The organism is Georgenia faecalis (assembly GCF_003710105.1).
Classification (GTDB): Bacteria; Actinomycetota; Actinomycetes; order Actinomycetales; family Actinomycetaceae; genus Georgenia_A; species Georgenia_A faecalis.
On sequence record NZ_CP033325.1, the window covers coordinates 3,173,582 to 3,195,156 of the forward strand.

Sequence of the window (21,575 nt, forward strand, 5' to 3'; positions counted from 1 at the left end):
CATGACCGACCCCACGCCCGCCGCGCGGCCCGCGGTGCTCGTCGTCGAGGACGACCCGACGATCAACGACGGCCTCTCGCAGCGGCTGCGCGCCGAGGGGTTCGACGTCGTCCAGGCGTTCGACGGCCCCGGGGCGGTGACCGCGTTCGAGCGCGAGCGCCCCGACGTCGTCGTCCTCGACGTCATGCTGCCCGGGTTCGACGGCGTCGAGGTGTGCCGCCGGATCCAGGCGCTGCGCGCCGTCCCCGTGCTCATGCTCACCGCCCGGGTGGAGGAGACGGACGTGCTCGTCGGCCTCGCCGTCGGCGCCGACGACTACGTGACCAAGCCGTTCCGGGTCCGTGAGGTGGTGGCCCGCATCCGCGCGCTGCTGCGGCGCGTCGAGCGGGCCCGTGAGCTCGCCGCCGCGGCGCCGGCCCGCCTGGAGCTGGGCTCCCTCGCCCTCGACCGAGCGGCGCGCCGGGTCTGGGTCGACGGCGCGGAGGTGCACCTCGCGCCGCTGGAGTTCGACCTCCTCATGACCCTCGCCGCCCAGCCCGGCACGGTCCGCACCCGCGAGGAGCTCATGGGCGAGGTCTGGGGGTGGGCGGACGCGCGCGGGACCCGGACCCTGGACACCCACGTCCGTGCGCTGCGCGCCAAGATCGGGGCGTCGCGCGTGCGGACCGTGCACGGCGTCGGCTACGCCGTGGAGCCGGCGTGAGCGCCGCCCCGCCGCCGGCCCGGCCGCTGGACCGGGTCGGCTCGATCAAGCTGAAGATCGGGCTGCTCGTCGGCCTCAGCGTGCTCGCCACCGCGCTCGTCGTGCAGATCGGGGCGGGTGCAGGCGTGCCGGTGTGGCTCACCCTCCCCGTGACGGCGGCCGCGGCCCTGGGCGTCACGCAGTGGCTCGCCCAGGGCATGACGGCGCCCCTGCGGGAGATGACGGCGGCCGCCGCCCGGATGGCCACCGGGGACTACTCCCAGCGGGTCACCGCGACCTCCACCGACGAGGTGGGCCGGCTGGCGCGCGCCTTCACCACCATGGCCGTCGACCTCGCCACGGCCGACCAGCAGCGCCGGGCGCTCGTCGCCACCGTCTCGCACGAGCTGCGCACCCCGCTGGCCGCCCAGCGGGTGCTCCTGGAGAACCTCGTCGACGGCGTGGTCCGCCCCGACGACGCGGCCCTCGCCACGGCCCTGGCCCAGTCGGAGCGGCTCAGCGCGCTCGTCGGCGACCTGCTCGACATCGCCCGGGTCGACGGCGGCGCGGCCTCCCTCGACCTCGGCCCGGTCCCCGTGGCGGAGCTGCTCGACCAGGCCGTCGCCGAGGCCGCGATCGGTGCCCGCGCCGTGCGGTTCGACGTCGAGGTCCACCCCGCCGACCTCGTGGTCTCCGGCGACCGGGCCCGGCTCGCGCAGGTCGCCGCCAACCTGCTCGACAACGCCGCGCGCCACTCCCCGGCCGGCGGCACGGTGTGGGTGCGCGCCGCCGCCGGCGTCGACCGCTGGTCGCTCGAGGTCGCCGATGAGGGGCCCGGCATCCCCGCCGGGCTCGAGGAGCACGTCTTCACCCGGTTCGGCTCCGCCGAGGCCGACGGCGGGGGTGGGACCGGCCTCGGCCTGGCCATCGCGAGCTGGGTGTGCGAGATGCATGGCGGTTCCATCGCCGCGCTGCCCCCAGAGGGGACCCGGACCGGCGCGCGGATCCGCGCCGACCTGCCCCTCGATCCGGCCCCGGCCGCACCCGTGCCGCCGGCGGCAGCCGCGCCAGCGGCCGCGCCCACCGCGGCCACCTCGCCCGCGGCGACGTCACCCGCGCTCGCCCGCCCCGCCGCCTCCTCCGCCCTCTCCGCGCCCACCTCCCCCGCCGTCCCCACCTCCCCCAGCGCCACCGACTCCTTCCTCGGCGACGTGTGGCCGGAGTCCGGGCTGAGCACCGCCCCCACCCCCGTGCTGGCCTCCCTCGGCATCGGCGCCCTGGCCGCCGCGGTGCTGCCGAACCGCGAGCTGGGGCTCGGCGCCTTCGCCGTCCTGCTCCTCGCCGGCGCCCTCGTCCTCGCCATGTCACCGCGGCGCACCCAGCCCTGGACCGTCCTGTCCGCCGCGCTGAGCGTGGCCCTGGGCTCCTTCGTCGTCCTGCGGGACACCGGCTGGCTGGCGGTCCTCGCCCTCCTCGTCGTCGGCGCGCTCGTGACGACGGCCCTCACCGGCGCCCACCGGGTACTGGCGATGGTCGCCGGCGCGCTGGCCTGGGTCCTCTCGGCGGTGCGCGGCCTGCCCCTGCTCAGCCGGACGCTCACCGCCCTGAGCCGGCACCGCCGGCTGTGGCCGGTGCTGCGCACGGCCGCGCTCTCGCTCCTCGCGCTCGTGGTCTTCGGCGGCCTGTTCGCCTCCGGTGACCCGGTGTTCGGGTCCTGGGTGGCCCCGCTCGTCCCCGACCTCGCCTGGGACGACCTCATCCTGCGCGCGTTCGTCCTCGTCGCCGTCGGCGGCTCGGTCCTCGCCGCGTGCTACCTCGCCCTCAACCCGCCCCGGGTGGAGGCTCTGGGACCGGGGCGGCCCCGCCCGGTGCAGCGGACGTGGGAGTGGCTGGTACCCGTCGCCCTGGTGATCGCGGTGTTCGCCGGCTTCGTCGTCGCGCAGGCGTCGGCGATGTGGGGCGGGCACGACTACGTCCGGCGGGTCACCGGGATGACCTACTCCGAGTACGTCCACCAGGGGTTCGGGCAGCTCACCGTCGCGACGGCGCTGACGCTGGCGACCATTGCGCTCACGGTGCGCAAGGCGCCCCAGGCCCCCGGCCGCGAGCGCACCCTGCTGCGCGTCGCCCTCGGCATCCTCTGCGCCCTCACCCTGGTGGTCGTCGCGTCCGCCTTGTTCCGCATGTCGGTGTACCAGGAGGCGTTCGGCTTCACCGTGCTGCGTGTGCTCGTCGACGCCTTCGAGCTGTGGCTCGGCCTGGTGGTGGTCCTCGTCGTCGTCGCGGGCATCCGGTGGTCGGGCCGGTGGCTCCCGCGCGCGGCCCTGGTCTCCGGCGCGGCGTTCCTCCTCGTCATCGGCGCCGCCAACCCGGACGCGTGGGTCGCCGCCCAGAACATCGACCGGTTCGAGGAGACCGGCAAGATCGACACCGCCTACCTGTCCACCCTGAGCCCGGACGCGACGCCGACGATCCTCGCCGGCCTACCGCCCGACCTCGCGGCCTGCTCGCTGCGCCCGGTCGACCCGCCCCCGGACGTCCTGTCCTGGAACCTCGGCCGCGCCCGCGCCGCGGACGCCCTCGAGGACGTGCGGCTCGTCGGGACCCGGGCCGGCTGCCCCTAGAGGCCGCCGCCGAGGTGCCCCGCGAGGCGGGCGTGCCGCTGGGCGCTCGCCTCGTCCAGGCCGGTGATCGTCACCGTCGTCCCCTTGGCCGCGTACTTCGTCGTGATGGCGTCGAGCGTCGCCACCGTGGAGGCGTCCCAGACGTGGGCGCGGGAGAGGTCGATGACGACGTTCGCGGGGTCGCCGGTGTAGTCGAACTGGTAGACGAGGTCGTTGCTCGACGCCCAGAACAGCTCCCCCACGACGGCGTACACCCGGGTGCCCGGGTCCGGGTGGGCGACGTCGACCACCTCGGTCATGTGGGCGACGCGCCGGGCGAACATGAGCGCGGCGACGACGACCCCGCTGATGACGCCGTACGCGAGGTTGTGCGTGCCCACGGTGACGGCGACGGTGGTGAGCATGACGGCGGTCTCCGAGAGCGGCATCCGGCGCAGCGTGGCCGGGCGGACCGAGTGCCAGTCGAAGGTGCCGACGGAGACCATGATCATCACCGCGACGAGGGCGGCCATGGGAATCGTGGCGACGAGGTCGCCCAGCCCGACGACGAGCACGAGGAGGAACACCCCGGCGAGGAACGTGGAGATCCGGGTCCGCGCGCCCGACTCCTTCACGTTGATCATCGTCTGGCCGATCATCGCGCAGCCACCCATGCCCCCGAAGAAGCCGGTGACGACGTTCGCCACGCCCTGGCCCCACGCCTCGCGCGTCTTGTCGGAGCGGGTGTCGGTGACGTCGTCGACGAGCTTGGCGGTCATGAGGGACTCCATGAGGCCCACGAGCGCCATCGTCGCCGCGAACGGCGCGATGATCGCCAGGGTCTCCAGCGTCAGCGGCACGTCGGGCAGGAGCAGCGACGGCAGGGAGTCGGGCAGGTCGCCCTCGTCGCCGACGTCGGGGACGGCGAGCGCGAACACCACCGTGACGACGGTGAGCAGGACGATCGCCACGAGCGGCGCGGGCACCGCCGTCGTCAGGCGCGGCAGTCCTACGATGAGGGCGATGCCGGCGGCGACCATGGCGTAGACCGCCCAGGGGACGCCCGTGAGGTGGGGGAGCTGGGCGACGAAGACGAGGATCGCCAGGGCGTTGACGAAGCCCACCATGACGCTGCGCGGGATGAACCGCATGAGCCGGGCCACCCCGAGCAGGGCGAGGACCACCTGGATGAGGCCGCCGAGGATCACCGTGGCGATGAGGTAGTCGAGCCCGTGGTCGCGGACCACCGGCGCGACGACCAGGGCGACGGCGCCCGTCGCGGCGGAGATCATCGCGGGGCGGCCCCCGAGGAACGCGAGGGTCACCGCCATGGTGAAGGAGGCGAACAGCCCCACCCGCGGGTCGACGCCGGCGATGATGGAGAACGAGATCGCCTCGGGGATGAGGGCGAGGGCGACGACCAGCCCGGCGAGCACCTCGGTGCGCAGCCGCGCCGGCGAGCGCAGCGCGGCCCGGACGCTGTGGTCGGGGCGGAGGCTGTCGACCCGGACGCCGTCGGTCCGGACGCCGTGGTCGGGGCGCCGCCCGGGCGCGCGGTCCGGTGCGGCGGCAGGGGTGGAGGGCACGGCGATCTCCCGCGGTCTGGGGCGACGTACGCCCGTGGTCAGGGCGGCGCGTCGTCACACCGGCGCCGGCGACGGCGGACCGCCGCGAGCGCGGAGACTCTAGCCGACCCACGCGCCAGGGAACCCACCGCACCCACCGCACCTTGGACCCCCCGGCCCGGCGTGCCAGGATCACCACGAACATCCGACGACGATCGGCAACACCGTGAGCACCGCAGCGCCACCCCGCCCCGACGACGCGCCCGACGACGTCCCCGGTGACGTCCTGGTCGTCCGGGACCTCGTCCGCCGCTACGGCGACCTCACCGCCGTCGACGGCGTCTCCTTCTTCATCGCCCCCGGCGAGACGTACGGGCTGCTCGGGCCCAACGGGGCGGGCAAGACGACGACCATCTCCATGGTCGCGGGGCTGCTCGCCGCCGACTCGGGCACCGTCACCGTGGCGGGCCGGCGGATGGGGCCGGGCGAGGTGGGCGTCAAGGCGCACATCGGCCTCGTCCCCCAGGACCTCGCGATCTACCCCGAGCTCACTGCCCGGGAGAACCTCACGTTCTTCGGCAAGCTCGAGGGGCTGCGCGGCGCGGCGCTCACCCGCCGCGTCGACGAGGTCCTCGACCTCGTGGCGCTGTCCGACCGGGCACGCGACGCGACGAAGGAGTTCTCCGGCGGGATGAAGCGCCGCCTCAACATCGGCATCGGGCTCATCCACCAGCCCACCCTGCTCATCCTCGACGAGCCGACCGTGGGGGTGGACCCCCAGTCCCGCAACGCCATCCTCGAGTCGGTCGAGGCCCTCTCCGGGGAGGGGATGGCGGTCCTCTACACCACGCACTACATGGAGGAAGCCGAGCGCCTCTGTGACCGGATCGCCATCGTCGACTCCGGCCGCATCCAGGCCGAGGGCACGCGCGGCGAGCTCATCACCCTCACCGGCGGCGTCGACACCATCCGCCTCGGCGGGAGCGGGGACACCGCCCGGGCCGCCACCGCGCTGCGCGCGCTCGCCCCCGTGGTCGACGTCCACGCCGAACGGCGCGCGCTCACGCTCACCGTGCACGACGCCCCCACCGCCGTCGCGGTGGTCGTCACCACCGCGACGACGGCCGGCATGGCGCTCGACGACGTCGAGATCACCCGGCCGGACCTCGAGTCGGTGTTCCTCCACCTCACCGGCAAGGCGTTGCGGGACTGATGCGCCAGCTGTGGACGATGACGGTGTCCGACCTCCGCCAACGGCTCCGTGACCGGTCGGTGCTCCTCTACGGCCTCGTCGTGCCGCTCGCGCTCATGGTTGTCTTCGACCTCACCCTCGGGGACCAGGAGGTCGAGCTCGAGCCCCTGACCGTCGCGGTCGCGGCGCCCGAGGGCGACGTCCTCGCGGACGCCGTGGTCACCGTCCTCGGCGACCTCGGTGACCTCGACGTCACCGTCGAGGAGGTCTCGGCCGACGCGGCGTCGGCGCGCGTCGCCGACGGCGAGGCCGGCCTGGCGGTCATCGTGCCCGCCGGGTTCACCGACGCGGTGACGGCCGGTGAGGGACCCGTGGTCGAGGTCGTCGAGGGCGACGGCACCGGCCTCGAGGGCGACGTCGTGCTCTCGGTGCTCGACGCGGTCCTCGACCAGCTCGCCGCCGGCGCCCTCACCGCGGCCGCCGGCGCCGAGGCGGGCCTGCCGGCCGAGGTGGTGGCCTCCCTCGGCCAGGCGGCCCTCGCGTCGGCACCCGTCCTCACGCTGGAGGAAGGCGAGGCCGCCAACGAGCAGCTGAGCGCCAGCGGGGCCCTGGTGGCCGGGCAGGCGGGGCTGTTCCTCCTCTTCACCGTGGGCTTCGGCGTCCTCGGCCTCGTCGCCGAGCGGGAGACGGGCACGATGCCGCGGCTGCGCTCGATGCCCATGCGACCGGGCCTCATCGTCGCGGCCAAGGCCCTGGTGAGCTACCTCCTCGGGGTCGGCGCCACGGCGGTCCTCCTCACCGCGGGCTCGGTGCTCTTCGACGTCTCCTTCGGTTCCCCCGTGGCCGTCGCGGCGCTCGTCCTCGCCGCCGTCGCCGCGGCCACCTCGCTGATGTTCGTCATCGCCCGGGTGGCCCGCACCGCCGAGCAGGCCAACGCCGTCCAGTCGATCTTCGCGCTCGTCCTCGGCCTCACCGGCGGCGCGTTCTTCCCGCTCAGCGCCACCGGCCTGGCCGGGCAGCTCCTCGACGTCAACCCGGTCGCCGCCCTCACCCGCGGGCTCGGCATCACCTCCGGCGGCGGCGGTCTCGCGGACCTCGGCGTGCCGGTGCTGACGATGCTCGGTTTCGCCGTCGTCTGCGTGGTTCTCGCCCGGCTGGTCCCGGACCGGGGGGAGGCGCGATGAGGGCCCCGCTCACCATCGCGGGCGTCGAGCTGCGCCGCTTCCTGCGCGACCGCTCGAACATCTTCTTCGTCTTCCTCTTCCCGCTGCTCCTCGTCCTCATCCTCGGGGCGCAGTTCGGCGGGGACGGCACCCAGGGGCGGGTGGTCGTCGTCGGCGACGCGAGCTCGCTGCGCACCGAGCTGGTGGCCGCGCTCGAGGACGACGGCGTCACCGTCACCTCGGCGGGGGCCGACGAGGCCACCGAGCAGGTGGCCCGGGGCCGCGTGGACGCCGCGCTCGTCGTCCCGGCGTCCGCCGCGGCGGCGTTCGACGACGGCGCGGAGGTCACGCTCGAGGTGGTGCCCGCCGCCCAGCAGGGCGCCCGGTTGGCCGTCCAGCAGGTGCGCACGGCCGCCGCCGCCGTCGCCACCGGGCAGGGACAGGTCCGGGCCCTCACGCAGGCGGGCCTCGACGAGGCGGCCGCGCAGGACGCGCTCGCCGCCGCGTCGACGGAGATGGCCCCGCCGACCCTCGCCGTCGTCGACGTGGACGAGGTGGCACAGGAGTTCGCCGGGCTGGGCCAGTTCGACCTCGGCGCCGCCGGTCAGACCCTGCTGTTCGTCTTCCTCATCTCGGCCGCCGGCTCCGCCACCCTCATCCAGTCCCGCCGGCTCGGGGTCATGAACCGCGTCCTCGCCGCCCCGGTGTCCACCGGTCAGGCCCTCGCCGGCCAGGCGCTCGGCCGGTTCGTCATCGCCCTCTTCCAGGGGGCGTACATCATGCTCACCACCGCGCTGCTCTTCGACGTCGACTGGGGCAACATCGCTCTCTCGCTCCTCGTCCTCGCGGCGTTCGCCGCCGTGGCGGCGGGGGCCGCCATGGTCATCGGCGCGGTGATGGACAACGACGGCGCCGCGTCCGGCCTCGGCGTGGGCCTGGGTCTGGTCCTCGCGGCCCTCGGCGGCTGCATGGTGCCGCTGGAGGTCTTCCCCGACACCCTCCAGACCATCGCGCACGTCACCCCGCACGCATGGGCCTACGACGCCTTCGCCCTCATCCAGCGGCACGACGGCACGCTCGCCGAGATCGCCCCGCAGCTGGGCGTCCTCGCCGCGATGGCGCTCGCGCTGCTCGCCCTGGGCACCTGGGCGCTGCGCCGGTCGATGGCCCGCGCGCTCTAGCAGCCGCAGGGGCATGAGCGACGCCCGTGTGATTGGCTCACCGGACGACATGACGGGCGGAGGGAGACGAGGCGGTGAGCGAGCGGACGAAGCCGGCGTTCGCGCTGCGACTGGCGGCGGGAGCGTACCGGTTCCGGGAGAGCCTGTTCCTCCTGCCGACCCTCGTCGTGGCCGGCGGCCTGGCGCTCGCTGCGCTGACCACCCGCATCGACGACGCGATCGGGGACCGGCCGATCCCGCTCACGGTGAGCATGGACACCACCGCGGCGACGTGGCTCGTCAGCACCGTCGCCGGGGCCATGATCACGACGGCGGGCGTGGTCTTCTCCCTCACCGTGGTCAGTCTCCAGCTCGCCTCGAGCCAGTTCTCGCCGCGCGTCATGCGCTCGTTCATCCGCGACCGGTTGAGCCAGCTCGTCATCGGCCTGCTCGTCGCGACCTTCGTGTACTGCGTCCTCACCCTGCCCAGCCTGCGTGGTGAGGGGACCGGCCCGGCGCCGCGGGTGTCAGTGACGGTCGCGATCGTCCTCGCGGTGGTCACCGTCGTGGCGATCATCGCCCACCTCGACCACCTCGCCCACCGCCTGCAGGTGGGGCACCTTGCCCGGGACATCGCCGCCGAGGGCCTCGCGGTCATCGGCCGGATACGCGCGGAGCCCCGCGGACTCACGCGGAGCGAGGCCGCGCTCACCCCGCCCGCCTCGGTGCTCCGGGTGCACACGGACACCGGGGGCTGGGTGAGCCAGGTGGACACCGCTCGTCTCCTTGCCGCCGTCCCGGCGGGGACCACGGTGCGCCTGGAGACCCGCGTCGGGGCCTACCTCCACCAGGGCGAGCCGCTCGTCACCGTGTGGCCGCCGCCCCTGGACGACGGGGCGGAGCGGGCGCTGGCCGCCGCCGTGGCCGTGAGCGACAGCCGGACGATGCAGCAGGACGTCGACTTCGCCCTGCGCCAGCTCGTCGACGTCGGGCTGCGGGCGTTGAGCGCGGCGATCAACGATCCCAGCACGGCCGTGGAGGTGACGTTGCGCGTCGGGGGGCTCATGCGTGAGCTGCTGGTCACCGACTTCGCTCGGGCCGTCACCGACGGGCGGGGCCGCGTGTTCGTGCGGCCCTGGGACCTCGACCACACGGAGTACATCGCCCACGCCTTCGACCAGCTCCGCCAGGCCGCCCCACCCCAGCCGCAGGTGGTCGCCGCGCTGCTGCGGGTGCTGCGCATGCTCATCGCGCACGTCGAGCAGGCGGGCCGGCCCGAGCACGTGCCGGCACTCCGGGCGCAGATCGACCTCCTGCTCGACGGCGTCGACGCCCAGTCCGGCCTGCACCCCCACGACGTGGCCCGGCTGCACGCCATGGCCGCCGACGCGACGGATCCCGCCGAGCACGGGCGGTAGGCCCCGCCCTCACCCTCGCGACGGTCGCCACGCCGGTGGTCATCGGGATCCTTTGCGCCGCCGTCATCATCTCGGCGGTGAGCCACGAGCGGCGTGGCGGGCGGTCGACCCTCGTCACGCGGCCGCTGGTGCGCCTCGGGGAGTGGTCGTACGCGTTCTACCTCCTCCACGCGACGCTCATCTACGCCGTGCGCGCCGCCGTCGGGAAGCTCGACCCCTCGTGGGGGAACCTTCTGTGGCACGTCCCGATACTCCTGACCTCGCTCCTCGCGGCAGCCGCCGGGCACCACCTCGTCGAGAAGCCGGTCGAGCGGCGGCTGCGCAGCGCGTGGGACCGTCGCCGCGCTGCCAGGGCGAGCACCGAGGTCACGGCGACGGCCACCCCCACGGCGTAAGGACCTCACGTGCGCGCAACCGGACGTCGGGGGCGCCCCCCGACCGTGCCACCATCGGGACCATGACGTCCTCCCTCGGAGCGCCCAGCCTCGGATCCGTGCCGGTCCTCGTCGGCGAGCTCACCCTGCTGCGTCCGTTCACCGTCGACGACGCCGACGCGATGGCCGAGATCCTGCGCGACCCCGAGGTCAACCGGCTGACCGGCTCGGTGCGCACGAGCGCCGAGGCAGAGGCGGCCGCGCCCGACCTCGACCGGCTGCGTGAGTGGTACGGCAGCCGGAGCGACCAGACGGACCGGCTCGACCTCGCCGTCGTCGACCGCGAGACCGGCACGCTCGTCGGCGAGGTCGTGCTCAACGACTGGGACCCGGACAACGCGTCCTGCAACTTCCGCATCCTCCTCGGCCCGGACGGCCGGGGCCGGGGGCTCGGGACCGAGGCGACGCGCCTGCTGCTCGACCACGCGTTCGCCGCGATCGGCCTCCACCGGGTCTCGCTCGGGGTCCTCGCCTTCAACCCGCGAGCGCAGCACGTCTACGCCCGGGCCGGCTTCGTCGTCGAGGGCGTCGAGCGCGAGGCGCACCTCTTCGACGGCGAGTGGGTGGACTCCGTCCTTATGGCCGTCCTCGACCACGAGTGGGCCGCGCGCCGGTAGCCCGACACCGGCGATGGCGCTCCGGGTGCCCGGGGGCGCCGCGGGGCGCGGAGCGGGCCGCCGCGCGCGAGCGGTCCGATGCGCGGACCGCGGCGTCCGGGCGCCGGTAGTCTCTCCCGGACGCGTACCCACCCCGGAAAGGACGCTCCTCGATGACGAGCCCGACGAGGGGCGCCGTCGCGCAGCTGCGCGGCACCGCAGGCGGGCGCCGGCTCTACACCGCCGCGGAGCGCGCCTGGACGAGCGCCCCGCTCAAGGTCGCCCGCCGCACGAGCCTGCGCGCGGGCACGGCGGCCCTCACCACCACGTACAGCCTGTACAAGGTCCACCCGGCGCTGTGGCGCGTCACCGCGACCCACTACCGCCCGTGGATGGGTGAGTTCGCCCGCCGGCACGCGTGGATGACCTGCCAGCTCGCCTCGTTGCACGTGCCGGCCTACCGGGACTTCCTCCGCCGCCACGGCTTCACGTTCCGCTGGTGGGACCTCGAGAACTACCCGCCGACTGACAAGGACAGCTACGTCACCCGGTACCCCGAGGAGCAGCGGTGCTGGAACGGTGACCTGCAGCTTCGCGGCACCCTCGTCGACGAGTCCTCCGGCTCCTCCGGGCAGCCGTTCAACTGGGTCCGCGGGCGGGAGGAGCTGGCGGACATCCACCGCAACGTCGCGGGCTTCACCTCGATCATGATGCGCGGGGAGGAGCGCCTCTTCGTCATCAACGCCTACTCGATGGGGGCCTGGGCCACCGGCACGAACACGGGCATCGCCATGGCCAAGATCGCCATGGTGAAGAACACCGGCCCGGACCTCGACAAGATCGTCGACACGATCACCCACTTCGGTCCCGGCTTCACCTACCTCGTCGCGGCGTACCCACCGTTCCTCAAGGACGTCCGCGACCGCCTCGACGCCGTGGGCCTGGACTGGTCCGCCTACCGGATGCACGGGCTCGTCGGCGGGGAAGGCATGACGGAGGCGCTGCGCGACTACTGCGAGCAGCGGTTCCTCACCGTCCGCTCCGGCTACGGCGCCTCCGACCTCACCATCGGCATCGCCGGCGAGACCGAGCTCACGGTGTTCCTGCGCCGGGCGCTCCTGGCGGACCACGACCTGCGCGAGGCGGTCCTCGGACCCGGCGAGGCGCGGACCCCGATGATCTTCCAGTACAACCCGCTCGAGACCTACCTCGAGACCGACGCGCACGGCGAGATCCTGTGCACCCTCACGTCGACCTCCGTCCTCTCGCCCAAGCTGCGCTACAACATCCACGACGAGGGCGCGCTGCTGGAGTGGCAGGACCTCGCCGCCATCATGAGGCGCTTCCCGCGGTGGCGGCACGCCGCCCGGGCGGCCTGGGCGGAGCAGGGCATGAAGCTGCCGCTCCTGCTGCTGTACGGCCGCGCGGACGCCACCATCTCCTTCATGGGCGCGCACATCTACCCGCAGGACGTGGAGAACGGCCTGTACGACTCCCCCGCCCGTGCCGCGCAGCTCGCCTCGTTCACCCTCACCCTCGAGGCGGTCGCGGGGGACGAGACGGTCCAGCAACCGGTCATCCACCTCGAGCTGCGCGCGGACATCGCCCTCACCGACGCCGACCGCGACGCACTCGCGCACGGCGCGCGGGAGGGCGTGGTCGGTTATCTCGCGCGCGTGAGCCGCGACTTCGCCCAGTCGCTGGAGGAGTCGGAGCGCAGCGGCGACATCGCCGTGCGGGTCCACGACTACTCCACCGGGCCGTTCGCCGAGGGCGGGTCCGCGCTCAAGCGGGTCTACCTGCGCGGTGAGCCCTCGTGATGCGCGTGCGGGGCGAGGAGCCGCGGCGCGAGGCCGCCGACGCGACGTCCGTGTTCGTGGGGGCGACCCGCTACACGAGCCCGCTCGCCTGGCTCCGCCTGGCGCCCCGGTGGTTCGCGATGGTCCGCCAGCTCAAGCGGATGCCGGGCTACGTGCACCACCAGGTCTACTACGAGCCGCCGTTCACCCTGGGCACTATCGGGTTCTTCGCCACGCGGGAGGACCTGCTGCGGTTCTCGCGTACCGGGGCGCACCGCGAGCTCATGGGGTGGGCGGTCGACGGGACCCGCAACGCCACCGGTGGCTACATCCGGCTGTACGGCTCGGACGGGGGGCGAGCGTGAGGACCGACGACTTCTCGCAGGCGCCCCCGATCGGTCAGGCGCAGGCCATGTTCGTCAGCGGCACCCGCCTGTCGTCGCCGCGGGCGTGGCTGCGGCACGCGCGCGCTCACGCTGCGCTCGCCGCCCGGATGAGGACCGCGCCGGGGTACCGGGGGCACCGGCGCTACTGGCAGCCGCCGGCCACCCTCGGCACGATCGGGTGGTTCGCCACCGAGGAGGACCTCTTGCGCTTCGCCCGGACCGGCGCCCACCGCGGACTGGCCGACTGGGCCGCGGGGCGCAGCGCCGCCACCGGCAGCTGGGTCCGCGTCTACGCGGCCGAGACGTCCGGCTACACCAACGGCGTCTGGCGGGCCGAGGGCGACGTCATGGCGCACATCGAACGGTTCACCCCCGTGGGCGGGGAGACGGTGGGTCCGCCGGTCCGGCGCGCGGCCCGCGGCCCGCGCGAGCCGTGAGCCGGTGGGGGCGATGACGCAGGAGGGCGCCGCGCAGGTGCGCGTCGAGCCGGTCCGCTCGCGTGCCGACCTGCGAGCCTTCCTCGACCTCCCGCTGCGGCTCCACCCACGCACCCACGCCGTGCCGCTGTTCCAGGACACCGTCAAGCGCTGGTGGCGCGGCGTCGGGCCGCACACCCCGCACGGCCCGGTCGAGCTCGTGCTGGCCCGGGACACCTCCGGGCGCGTCGTCGGGCGCAGCACCGTGCACAGCGACGAGCGCATGGACCGCAAGCTCGGCGAGCCCGTCCAGCTCCTCGGGGCGACGGAGTTCACCGGCGCCCACGTCCTGCGCGCGCTCACCGCACATGCCTCGCGGCGCGCCCGCGAGCAGGGGCGGGGCACCCTGCTCGGCCCGGTGTCCCTGCTGCCGAACCAGACAGGCGGCGTCATCACGTCCGGGCACGGTGAGCGCGGATTCGTCGACTCCCCGTGGAACCCGCCCTCCTACCCCGCCGCGTGGGAGGCCGCGGGGTTCGACCGCGTGTGGCCGGCAGCGACGTGGATCGTCGAGGACCTGCGCGGGCTCGATGCCGACGCCGTCTTCCCCCGCGGCGCGGGCGAGCGGGACGGGATCGAGGTGCACCGCGGGCACCGTCGGCGCTTCGGGGAACAGCTGCCGATCCTGCGCGGCATGCTCAACGCGAGCTTCGCCGAGCTTCCGTACTACACCCCCATCACGGCGGCGGAGCTCGCCGCGGCCACCGACGGGCTGGCGTGGCTGCTGGACGAGTCGCTCCTGCTGTGGGCGAGTGAGCGCGGGGAGCCCGTGGCGTTCGTGCTCGTCGTGCCGGACGTCAGCGGGTTCGTCATGTCGACCGGTGGACGGATGGCGCTGCTCGACCAGGTGCGCCTGCTCGCGACGCGCCGGGCCCTGCCCCGGGAGGCGGTGCTCATCATCAAGGGCACGGTGCCGCAGGCGCGTGGCCGGGGCCTCATGACACTGCTCTCGCACCGGCTGCTGGCGAACCTCGTCGCGGGCGGGTACGAGACGCTCCGGGTGACGTTCGTGGGTGAGGAGAACGCCGCCTCCGCGGCCCAGTTCGCCGCGATGGGTGGGCGCCCCCTGCACGATGTGTGCTTCTACCGCCGGCCGGCCGGATGACGTCCTCCGGCGGCGGGCGGGCGACACCCGCCCAGCAGGTGCTGGCCAGGTCCGCCGACTGGGGCCGGGCGCCCAGCGCCCACAACACCCAGCCGTGGCACCTCACCGAGTCCGGGCCGGACGCGCTCGCCCTGGGCTGGCACCCGGACCGGACGCTGCCGGCGGGAGACCCCAGCGGCCGGGACCTCCTCCTCTCGCTCGGCGCGGTGGCGCAGGCGGTGGAGATCACCGCCTGCGACCTGGGCCTGCGGGCGTCGACGCGGTGGCGGGTGGACAGGTCCTCCCGTCGCGCCGGCCTCATCAGCCTGGACCGGACCCCGCCGGTTTCGCCATCCCCGGGTGGCGCGCCCGCCGCGAGCGGGGTGGCCGCCTTCACCGTGGCCGAGCTCCGCGCGCGCCGCACGGCCAGGGGCCCCTACGCCCCGCCGGCCTCGTCGGCGGAGCAGATCGCCCGCATCGGAGGCTCAGCGGACCTGCCCGACGGGTCTGCGCTCGTCGCCCTGCCCGCTGACCTCGTCGCCCGGGCCCTGCCCGTGGCGGACCGGTGGACGTTCGACGGGCCGGCGACGGCCGAGCTGCGCGAGTGGCTGCGGCTGGGCCGTCACCGCAGGGACCGTGACGGCCTCACCGCCCAGGTCCTGGGCCTGCGGCCGTGGGAGGCCGCCGTCCTACGGCTCTCGCTCTCGCCCGCGCTCCTGCCCGTCCTGCGCGGGACGCGGGCGACCCGGTTGCTGGCGGCCTCCTCGACCGCCCGCCCGCTGGGCACGGTCGTGGCCCTCACCGCTGTGGCGGACCGGGGCGACGACCACCTCGCCGACCTCGGGCGTGCGCTGCTGCGGACCTGGCTCGCTGCCGGGCGCGAAGGGCTGTGGGTCCACCCCCTCAGCCAGCTCCTCGACTGCCCCGAGACCGCGCGGATGGTCGCGGCCGCCACGGCTGGCACCAACCGTCGCGTCGTGGCCGTCTTTCGGCTCGGGGTCCCACGCCACCCGCCGCCGGCCGCGCGCCGCCTCACCGACTGATCGGGGAACGGGCCCCACGCCCCCGCGCCGGCAGGCCTGTCGGGTCCCGCCTCGTCCTTCGTCACCGGCGCCGGACTCCGGCAGCACGGCCGGCAGGTCAGGGCGACGACGGGCATCATGCAGGAACGCCGATCGGCCCTACCGTTGGGCGCATGGTCCAGCATCGATACCTCGGCAACAGCGGTCTGAAGATCTCGGAGATCACCTACGGCAACTGGCTCACCCACGGCTCCCAGGTGGAGAACGAGGTGGCCACCCGCTGCGTGCACGCCGCGCTCGACGCGGGCATCACGACGTTCGACACCGCCGACACCTACGCCAACACCGTCGCGGAGACGGTCCTCGGCGAGGCGCTGGCGGGCGTGCCGCGCCACGAGCTCGAGATCTTCACCAAGGTCTACTTCCCCACCGGCAGCAAGGGCCCCAACGACACCGGCCTGTCCCGCAAGCACGTCATGGAGTCCATCGACGCGTCCCTACGCCGCCTGGGGACCGACTACGTCGACCTCTACCAGGCGCACCGCTACGACGTCGAGACGCCGCTGGAGGAGACGATGCAGGCGTTCGCCGACATCGTCCGCGCCGGCAAGGCCCTCTACATCGGCGTGTCCGAGTGGCCCGCCGACAAGCTCCGCGCCGGGCACGCCCTGGCCCGGGAGCTCGGCTTCGGCCTCATCTCCAACCAGCCCCAGTACTCGATGCTGTGGCGGGTCATCGAGCCCGAGGTGGTGCCCGCCTCGGTCGAGCTCGGGATCGGCCAGATCGTGTGGTCGCCGGTCGCCCAGGGCGTCCTCACCGGCAAGTACCTGCCCGGCCAGGCGCCCCCCGCCGGGTCGCGGGCGACGGACGAGAAGGGCGGCGCCTCGATGATCCGGCGCTTCCTCGGCGACGACGACCTGCTCACCCGCGTCCAGGAGCTGCGGCCGGTGGCCGAGGAGCTCGGGCTCACCATGGCCCAGCTCGCCATCGCGTGGGTGCTGCAGAACGACAACGTCTCGGCCGCCATCATCGGGGCGTCCCGGCCCGAGCAGGTGGCGGAGAACGTCCGGGCCTCGGGGGTGGAGATCCCCGAGGAGCTCATGGCCCGCATCGACACGGTGCTCGGCGACAAGGTCGTGCGCGACCCCTCGCTCACCACGGTGCCGGAGGCGCGCCTCGCCTGACGCGGTCCCTGGCGGACCGACCGGGCCGCCCGGTGTGGTCCTCGTTACAGTGAGGCGATGTCCGCCGTCGAGCTCGGAGTGCCCCGGGTGCGCGCACCGCGCGCGACCGGGCCCGCCGAGCCGCGCCGGGGCGGCGGCCACGCGCCGGCGCCCCGGCCGGACGACGCGCGCCTCGTCGACCGCTACGGCCGGGTGGCCCGCGACCTGCGCGTCTCGCTCACCGACCGGTGCAACCTGCGCTGCGAGTACTGCATGCCCCCCGAGGGGTTCGACTGGCTGCCCGCCCCCGACGTCCTCACCGACGCCGAGGTGGTCCGCCTCGTCACCGTCGCCGTGACGCGCCTCGGGGTCCGCGAGGTGCGCTTCACCGGCGGCGAGCCCCTCCTGCGCAAGGGCCTGGAGGAGATCGTCGCCGCGACGACGGCACTCCGGACGCCCGACGGCGCGGCGCCCGAGACGTCGCTGACGACGAACGGGCTGGGTCTGGACCGGCGCGTCGGGGCGCTCGCCGCCGCCGGGCTGCGCCGGGTCAACGTCTCGCTCGACTCGCTCGACCGGGCGACCTACGCGCAGCTGGCGCGGCGCGACCGGTTGCCCGACGTGCTCGCCGCCCTGGCGGCCGCCCACGCCGCCGGCCTCGCCCCGGTGAAGATCAACGCCGTCCTCATGCGGGGGCGCAACGACGCGGAGGCGCCGAACCTGCTCGAGTTCGCCCTGCGGCGCGGCTACGAGCTGCGCTTCATCGAGCAGATGCCGCTCGGGCCGCGGGAGAGCTGGACCCGCGGGGGGATGGTGACGGCCGAGGAGATCCTCGCCTCCCTGCGCACCCGGTTCGACCTGAGCGCCACCGACCCGGCAGCCCGGGGCGCCGCCCCCGCCCAGCGCTGGCGGGTGGCGGCGCACGGGGACCGCCCGGGCGGCACCGTCGGCGTCATCGCCTCGGTGACCCAGTCCTTCTGCGGCGCCTGCGACCGCACCCGGCTCACCGCCGACGGCCAGGTGCGCACCTGCCTGTTCTCCCGCACGGAGACGGACCTGCGCGCCATGGTCCGCTCCGGGGCCGACGACGCCGAGATCGCCGCCGCCTGGCGCACGGCGATGTGGGGCAAGCTGCCCGGTCACGGCATCGACGACCCCGGCTTCCTGCAGCCGCAGCGCCCGATGAGCGCGATCGGAGGATGAGATGACCGGCACCCCCACCTCGGCGACCACCACGGTCCACGTCCGCTACTTCGCCGCGGCCGAGGAGGCCGCCGGCACCGCGGCGGAGGTGCTCACCCTGCCCGCCGGCGCCACCGGGGCGGACCTCCGCGCCGCCATCAGCGCCGCGCGCGGGGCCGCGGTGGACCGCATCCTGGCGATCTCCAGCCTGCTCGTCGACGGCGTCGTCCTCGCCGACCCCGCCGCGCCGCTGGGCGAGCCCGCCCGCGTCGACGTGCTGCCGCCGTTCGCGGGGGGCTGAGATGTCCCTGCCCGCCCTCGTCGAGTCCGGCCCCCCGCTGCGCCGCGACCAGGTGGAGCGCTACTCGCGCCACCTCCTCCTCGACGCCCTGGGCGAGGTGGGCCAGCGCCGCCTGCTCGCCGCCCGGGTCCTCGTCGTCGGCGCCGGGGGCCTCGGCTCCCCCGCCCTGCTCTACCTCGCCGCGGCCGGCGTGGGCCGGCTGGGGATCGTCGACGACGACGACGTCGACGCCTCCAACCTCCAGCGCCAGGTGATCCACGGCGCGGCGGACGTCGGCCGGGCCAAGGTCGACTCCGCGGCCGACCGCCTCGCCGCCCTCAACCCCGACGTCGAGGTGGTCCGCCACCGTGTCCGGCTCGCGGCGGGCAACGCGGCCGCGATCGTCGCCGGTTACGACCTCGTCCTCGACGGCACCGATAACTTCGCCACCCGCTACCTCGTCGACGACACGTGCGCGGCCCTCGGCGTCCCGCTCGTGTGGGGCTCGATCCTGCGGTTCGACGCCCAGGTGTCGGTCTTCTGGTCCCGCCCCAGCGGGGGCGCCGCGCCGGTGACCCTGCGGGACCTCTTCCCGGCGCCGCCCCCGCCCGGGACGACGCCGTCGTGCGCCCAGGCCGGCGTGCTCGGTGCCCTGTGCGGCCAGGTGGGCGCCCTCATGGCCACCGAGGCGGTCAAGCTCCTCACCGGCACCGGCGAGCCGCTCCTCGGGCGGGTCGCCGTGCTCGACGCGCTCGCCGCCCGGTGGAGCGAGGTGCCCCTGCGCCCCGGCGGCCGGCGGCGCGAGCGGACCGACGAGGCGCCGGCCGAGCCCGCAGCCGTCCCCACCCTGTCCGCCACCGCGCTCGCCGCCCGCCTCGCCGCCCGCGAGCGCGGCGCGGACGCCGTCGTCCTCCTCGACGTGCGCGAGGCGGCCGAGCGCACCATCGCCGTCATCCCCGGTGCCGTCCACGTGCCGCTCGCCGCCGTCCTCGCCGACCCGGCGGGCGTGGCGCGCGAGCTCGACGCGGCGCCGGACAACGGCACCGCGGCCGACGTCGTCGTCCACTGCCGCAGCGGGGAACGGTCGACGCTGGCGGCCCGCGCGCTGGCGGCGGCCGGCGTCCCCGCGCTCAGCCTCTCCGGCGGCATCCTCGCCTGGGCCCGGGACGTCGACCTCAGCCTGCCGATCTACTGAGATGCCCCCCACGCGGCCGTGGACCATCCTGGGAGCCGCTCTCACCCCGCCACGTCAGGAGGTCACCGTGCGCAAGGTCAGCGGCGCGTCCGTCGCCGCGAGCGGGCAGTGGACGGAGCCTGACGGCGTCCGGGCGCCCGCCGGGTCGGTCCACGCCTGGGTGCCGGGCACCAACCAGACGGTCTGCGGGCTCGCCCTGAGCCGCGAGGCGCTCCTGCGCTTCCCGCACGTGCCGTGGGCCGAGGTCCAGCCCGCCACGGGGATCCACGCCGACGAGGTGAGCGACGTGTGCCCGCGGTGCGCCGCCGGCATGGGGGCGCGCCGGGGCGAGCGGCGCTGGTCCCGCACCAACCCGCGCCCGTGAGCGCCCCGCTCATCCCGGTCGAGGAGCACCTGGCCGGCGTCCTCGCCGCCGTGGCCCCGCTCGCGCCGGTGCGCCGGCCGCTGGCCGACGCCCACGGCTGCGTGCTGGCGCGCGACCTCCCCGCGCGCCTGGCGGTGCCGCCGTTCGACAACTCCGCCATGGACGGGTTCGCCGTCCGGGCCGCCGATGTCGGCGACGCCTCGCCGGACCGCCCCGTGCGCCTGCGCGTCGTCGCCGACCTGCCCGCGGGGACCGACGCGCGCCCGGGGGTGGGCCCGGGGACCGCGGCCCGCATCATGACCGGCGCCCCGCTGCCGCCGGGCGCCGACGCCGTCGTCCCGGTCGAGCAGACCGACCAGCCGGCGGGCCCCGGGGCCCCGCTGCCCGGCGTCGTCGCCGTCCTCGCCCCCGCCCCGCCGGGCCGGTACGTGCGCCGCCGCGGCGACGACATCGAGCCCGGCGACCCGGTCCTGCGGGCCGGCACCGCGCTCGCGGGCCGCCACCTGTCGGCTGCGGCGTCCACCGGCCACGGCGACCTCCTCGTCCACCCGCGGGTGCGCGTGGGAGTCCTCGCCACGGGCGCCGAGCTCGTGCCGCCGGGCGCGGCGCCGGGGCCGGGGCAGATCCCCGACTCCAACACCGCCCTGGTGCTCGGTCTGGTCCGGGAGGCGGGCGCGGTCCCCGTGCCGCTCGGCACGGTGGGCGACGAGCCGGCGGCCCTGCGCCGGGCGCTCGCCGAGGCGCTGCCCGCGGTGGACGTCGTCGTCACCACCGGCGGCGTGAGCGCCGGGGCGTACGACGTCGTCAAGGAGGTGCTCGCACCGCTAGGGGAGGTCGCCTTCACCGCGGTCGCCATGCAGCCGGGCAAGCCCCAGGGCTTCGGGGTCCTCGCCCGGCCCGACGGCGGCCCCGGGGTCCCGATCTTCTGCCTGCCCGGGAACCCCGTGTCCGTGTTCGTCAGCATGCACGTGCTCGTCCGGCCCGCCCTGGCCCGGCTGCGCGGCCTGGCCGCCGTCCCCGCCGCCCCGGTCCTCCCCGCCGTCGCCGCGGTCGGGTGGCGCAGCCCCGCCGGCCGGCGGCAGTACCTCCCGGCGGTCCTCGACCGGGAGCTCGCCGACCCGCCGGTCCTCGACCCGCCGGCCCTCGACCCGCCCGGGGCGGGCGCGCCGGTGCGCGTGCGGCCGGCGGCCGCGGGGGGCTCCGGCTCGCACCTCGTCGCCTCCCTCGCCCGGGCCGAGGCGCTCGCCGTCGTCGCGGCCGACGTCGAGGAGGTCGCTCCCGGGGACGCCGTGGGCGTCATGATGGTGGGCGTGAGCCAGCCCTTCACCCACCTCGACGCCGCCGGGCACGCCCGGATGGTCGACGTCACCGCGAAGACCCCGACCGTCCGGGAGGCCGTCGCCGCCGGTGAGGTCCGGTGCAGCGCCGCGGTGATGACCGCGCTGCGGGAGGGCACCGTCCCCAAGGGTGACGTCCTCGCCGTCGCCCGGGTCGCCGGGATCGCCGCGGCGAAGAAGACCCCCGACCTCCTGCCGCTCGCCCACGTCATCGGGGTGCACGGGGTGGTCGTCGACCTCGAGCTCGCGCAGGACCGGGTCCTCATCACCGCGACGGTCCGCACCGCCGACCGCACCGGCGTGGAGATGGAGGCGCTCACCGCGGTGAGCGTGGCGGCCCTCGCCGTCGTCGACATGGTCAAGGGCGTGGACCGCGCCGCCGAGATCACCCGGGTCCGCGTGGTCGCCAAGTCGGGCGGACGGTCCGGGGACTGGCGCCGGGACGCCCCGCCCGCGCCGTGACGCCCGGGGACC

General features: G+C 75.4%; 20 protein-coding genes. 19 read left to right on the forward strand and 1 reads right to left on the reverse strand.

All coding sequences use genetic code 11. From position 1 onward, the window contains the following. The first annotated feature begins 1 nt into the window (after position 1). Both EBO36_RS13950 and EBO36_RS15925 read left to right on the forward strand, forming a co-directional pair. On the forward strand, positions 2 to 703 hold the full coding sequence (locus tag EBO36_RS13950; protein WP_122825147.1) for a response regulator transcription factor: 702 nt from the start codon (positions 2 to 4) through the stop codon (positions 701 to 703). Next, on the forward strand, positions 700 to 3,306 hold the full coding sequence (locus tag EBO36_RS15925; RefSeq protein WP_122825148.1) for a DUF4153 domain-containing protein: 2,607 nt from the start codon (positions 700 to 702) through the stop codon (positions 3,304 to 3,306). The genes EBO36_RS13950 and EBO36_RS15925 overlap by 4 nt, the downstream gene beginning before the upstream one ends. Here EBO36_RS15925 and EBO36_RS13960 read toward each other — a convergent pair. Then, entirely contained in the window at positions 3,303 to 4,751 is a 1,449-nt protein-coding gene (locus EBO36_RS13960; RefSeq protein ID WP_244925430.1) for a SulP family inorganic anion transporter, read from the reverse strand. The two genes, EBO36_RS15925 and EBO36_RS13960, sit on opposite strands and share 4 nt — an antisense overlap. A gap of 325 nt (positions 4,752 to 5,076) precedes the next feature. Here EBO36_RS13960 and EBO36_RS13965 point away from each other — a divergent pair, with 325 nt between their 5' ends. The 17 genes from EBO36_RS13965 to moaC all read left to right on the forward strand — a co-directional run bounded on the left by EBO36_RS13965 (position 5,077) and on the right by moaC (position 21,563). Continuing rightward, positions 5,077 to 6,063 carry an ABC transporter ATP-binding protein gene (locus EBO36_RS13965; RefSeq protein WP_122825150.1) on the forward strand — a complete coding sequence of 329 codons (987 nt, stop codon included), beginning with the start codon at positions 5,077 to 5,079 and terminating at the stop codon, positions 6,061 to 6,063. Between the two features lie 17 nt (positions 6,064 to 6,080). Beyond that, positions 6,081 to 7,226 carry an ABC transporter permease gene (locus EBO36_RS13970; protein WP_122825692.1) on the forward strand — a complete coding sequence of 382 codons (1,146 nt, stop codon included), beginning with the start codon at positions 6,081 to 6,083 and terminating at the stop codon, positions 7,224 to 7,226. After that, positions 7,223 to 8,386, forward strand: coding sequence for an ABC transporter permease (locus EBO36_RS13975; protein WP_122825151.1), 1,164 nt, complete (start codon positions 7,223 to 7,225; stop codon positions 8,384 to 8,386). The genes EBO36_RS13970 and EBO36_RS13975 overlap by 4 nt, the downstream gene beginning before the upstream one ends. A 74-nt stretch (positions 8,387 to 8,460) precedes the next feature. Next, positions 8,461 to 9,783 (forward strand): DUF2254 domain-containing protein, encoded by a 1,323-nt coding sequence (locus EBO36_RS13980; RefSeq protein WP_222928728.1) that lies wholly within the window; start codon positions 8,461 to 8,463, stop codon positions 9,781 to 9,783. Between the two features lie 77 nt (positions 9,784 to 9,860). After that, the gene (locus EBO36_RS13985; RefSeq protein ID WP_164471486.1) at positions 9,861 to 10,178 is read left to right on the forward strand and encodes an acyltransferase family protein; all 318 of its coding nucleotides are present in this window, start codon (positions 9,861 to 9,863) and stop codon (positions 10,176 to 10,178) included. Positions 10,179 to 10,240: 62 nt separating this feature from the next. Then, positions 10,241 to 10,834, forward strand: a complete 594-nt coding sequence (locus tag EBO36_RS13990) for a GNAT family N-acetyltransferase (protein ID WP_122825153.1) — start codon at positions 10,241 to 10,243, stop codon at positions 10,832 to 10,834. Positions 10,835 to 10,986: 152 nt separating this feature from the next. Beyond that, positions 10,987 to 12,633, forward strand: a complete 1,647-nt coding sequence (locus tag EBO36_RS13995; protein ID WP_244925298.1) for a phenylacetate--CoA ligase family protein — start codon at positions 10,987 to 10,989, stop codon at positions 12,631 to 12,633. Further along, positions 12,630 to 12,977, forward strand: coding sequence for a DUF4188 domain-containing protein (locus EBO36_RS14000; RefSeq protein WP_122825154.1), 348 nt, complete (start codon positions 12,630 to 12,632; stop codon positions 12,975 to 12,977). The genes EBO36_RS13995 and EBO36_RS14000 overlap by 4 nt, the downstream gene beginning before the upstream one ends. After that, complete coding sequence (locus EBO36_RS14005) at positions 12,974 to 13,435, forward strand: DUF4188 domain-containing protein (RefSeq protein WP_122825155.1); 462 nt, start codon at positions 12,974 to 12,976, stop codon at positions 13,433 to 13,435. The genes EBO36_RS14000 and EBO36_RS14005 overlap by 4 nt, the downstream gene beginning before the upstream one ends. Positions 13,436 to 13,448: 13 nt before the next feature. Further along, on the forward strand, positions 13,449 to 14,579 hold the full coding sequence (locus EBO36_RS14010) for a hypothetical protein (protein ID WP_122825156.1): 1,131 nt from the start codon (positions 13,449 to 13,451) through the stop codon (positions 14,577 to 14,579). After that, positions 14,576 to 15,601: a nitroreductase family protein gene (locus EBO36_RS14015; RefSeq protein ID WP_222928729.1), complete on the forward strand. Its 1,026-nt coding sequence runs from the start codon at positions 14,576 to 14,578 to the stop codon at positions 15,599 to 15,601. Before EBO36_RS14010 ends, EBO36_RS14015 begins: the two co-directional genes overlap by 4 nt. 152 nt (positions 15,602 to 15,753) lie before the next feature. Next, positions 15,754 to 16,764, forward strand: coding sequence for an aldo/keto reductase family protein (locus EBO36_RS14020; protein WP_122825157.1), 1,011 nt, complete (start codon positions 15,754 to 15,756; stop codon positions 16,762 to 16,764). Positions 16,765 to 16,821: 57 nt separating this feature from the next. After that, positions 16,822 to 17,946, forward strand: a complete 1,125-nt coding sequence (gene moaA, locus EBO36_RS14025) for a GTP 3',8-cyclase MoaA (RefSeq protein WP_122825158.1) — start codon at positions 16,822 to 16,824, stop codon at positions 17,944 to 17,946. 1 nt (position 17,947) lies between these two features. Continuing rightward, positions 17,948 to 18,226 carry a MoaD/ThiS family protein gene (locus EBO36_RS14030; RefSeq protein WP_122825159.1) on the forward strand — a complete coding sequence of 93 codons (279 nt, stop codon included), beginning with the start codon at positions 17,948 to 17,950 and terminating at the stop codon, positions 18,224 to 18,226. 1 nt (position 18,227) lies between these two features. Continuing rightward, positions 18,228 to 19,400 (forward strand): molybdopterin-synthase adenylyltransferase MoeB, encoded by a 1,173-nt coding sequence (gene moeB / locus EBO36_RS14035; protein ID WP_122825160.1) that lies wholly within the window; start codon positions 18,228 to 18,230, stop codon positions 19,398 to 19,400. A 67-nt stretch (positions 19,401 to 19,467) separates the two neighbouring features. Then, positions 19,468 to 19,764, forward strand: a complete 297-nt coding sequence (locus tag EBO36_RS14040; protein WP_122825696.1) for a hypothetical protein — start codon at positions 19,468 to 19,470, stop codon at positions 19,762 to 19,764. Then, a complete protein-coding gene (gene moaC, locus EBO36_RS14045; protein ID WP_164471487.1) occupies positions 19,761 to 21,563 on the forward strand; it encodes a cyclic pyranopterin monophosphate synthase MoaC in 1,803 nt (600 codons plus the stop codon). Before EBO36_RS14040 ends, moaC begins: the two co-directional genes overlap by 4 nt. The last annotated feature ends 12 nt before the right edge of the window (positions 21,564 to 21,575 follow it).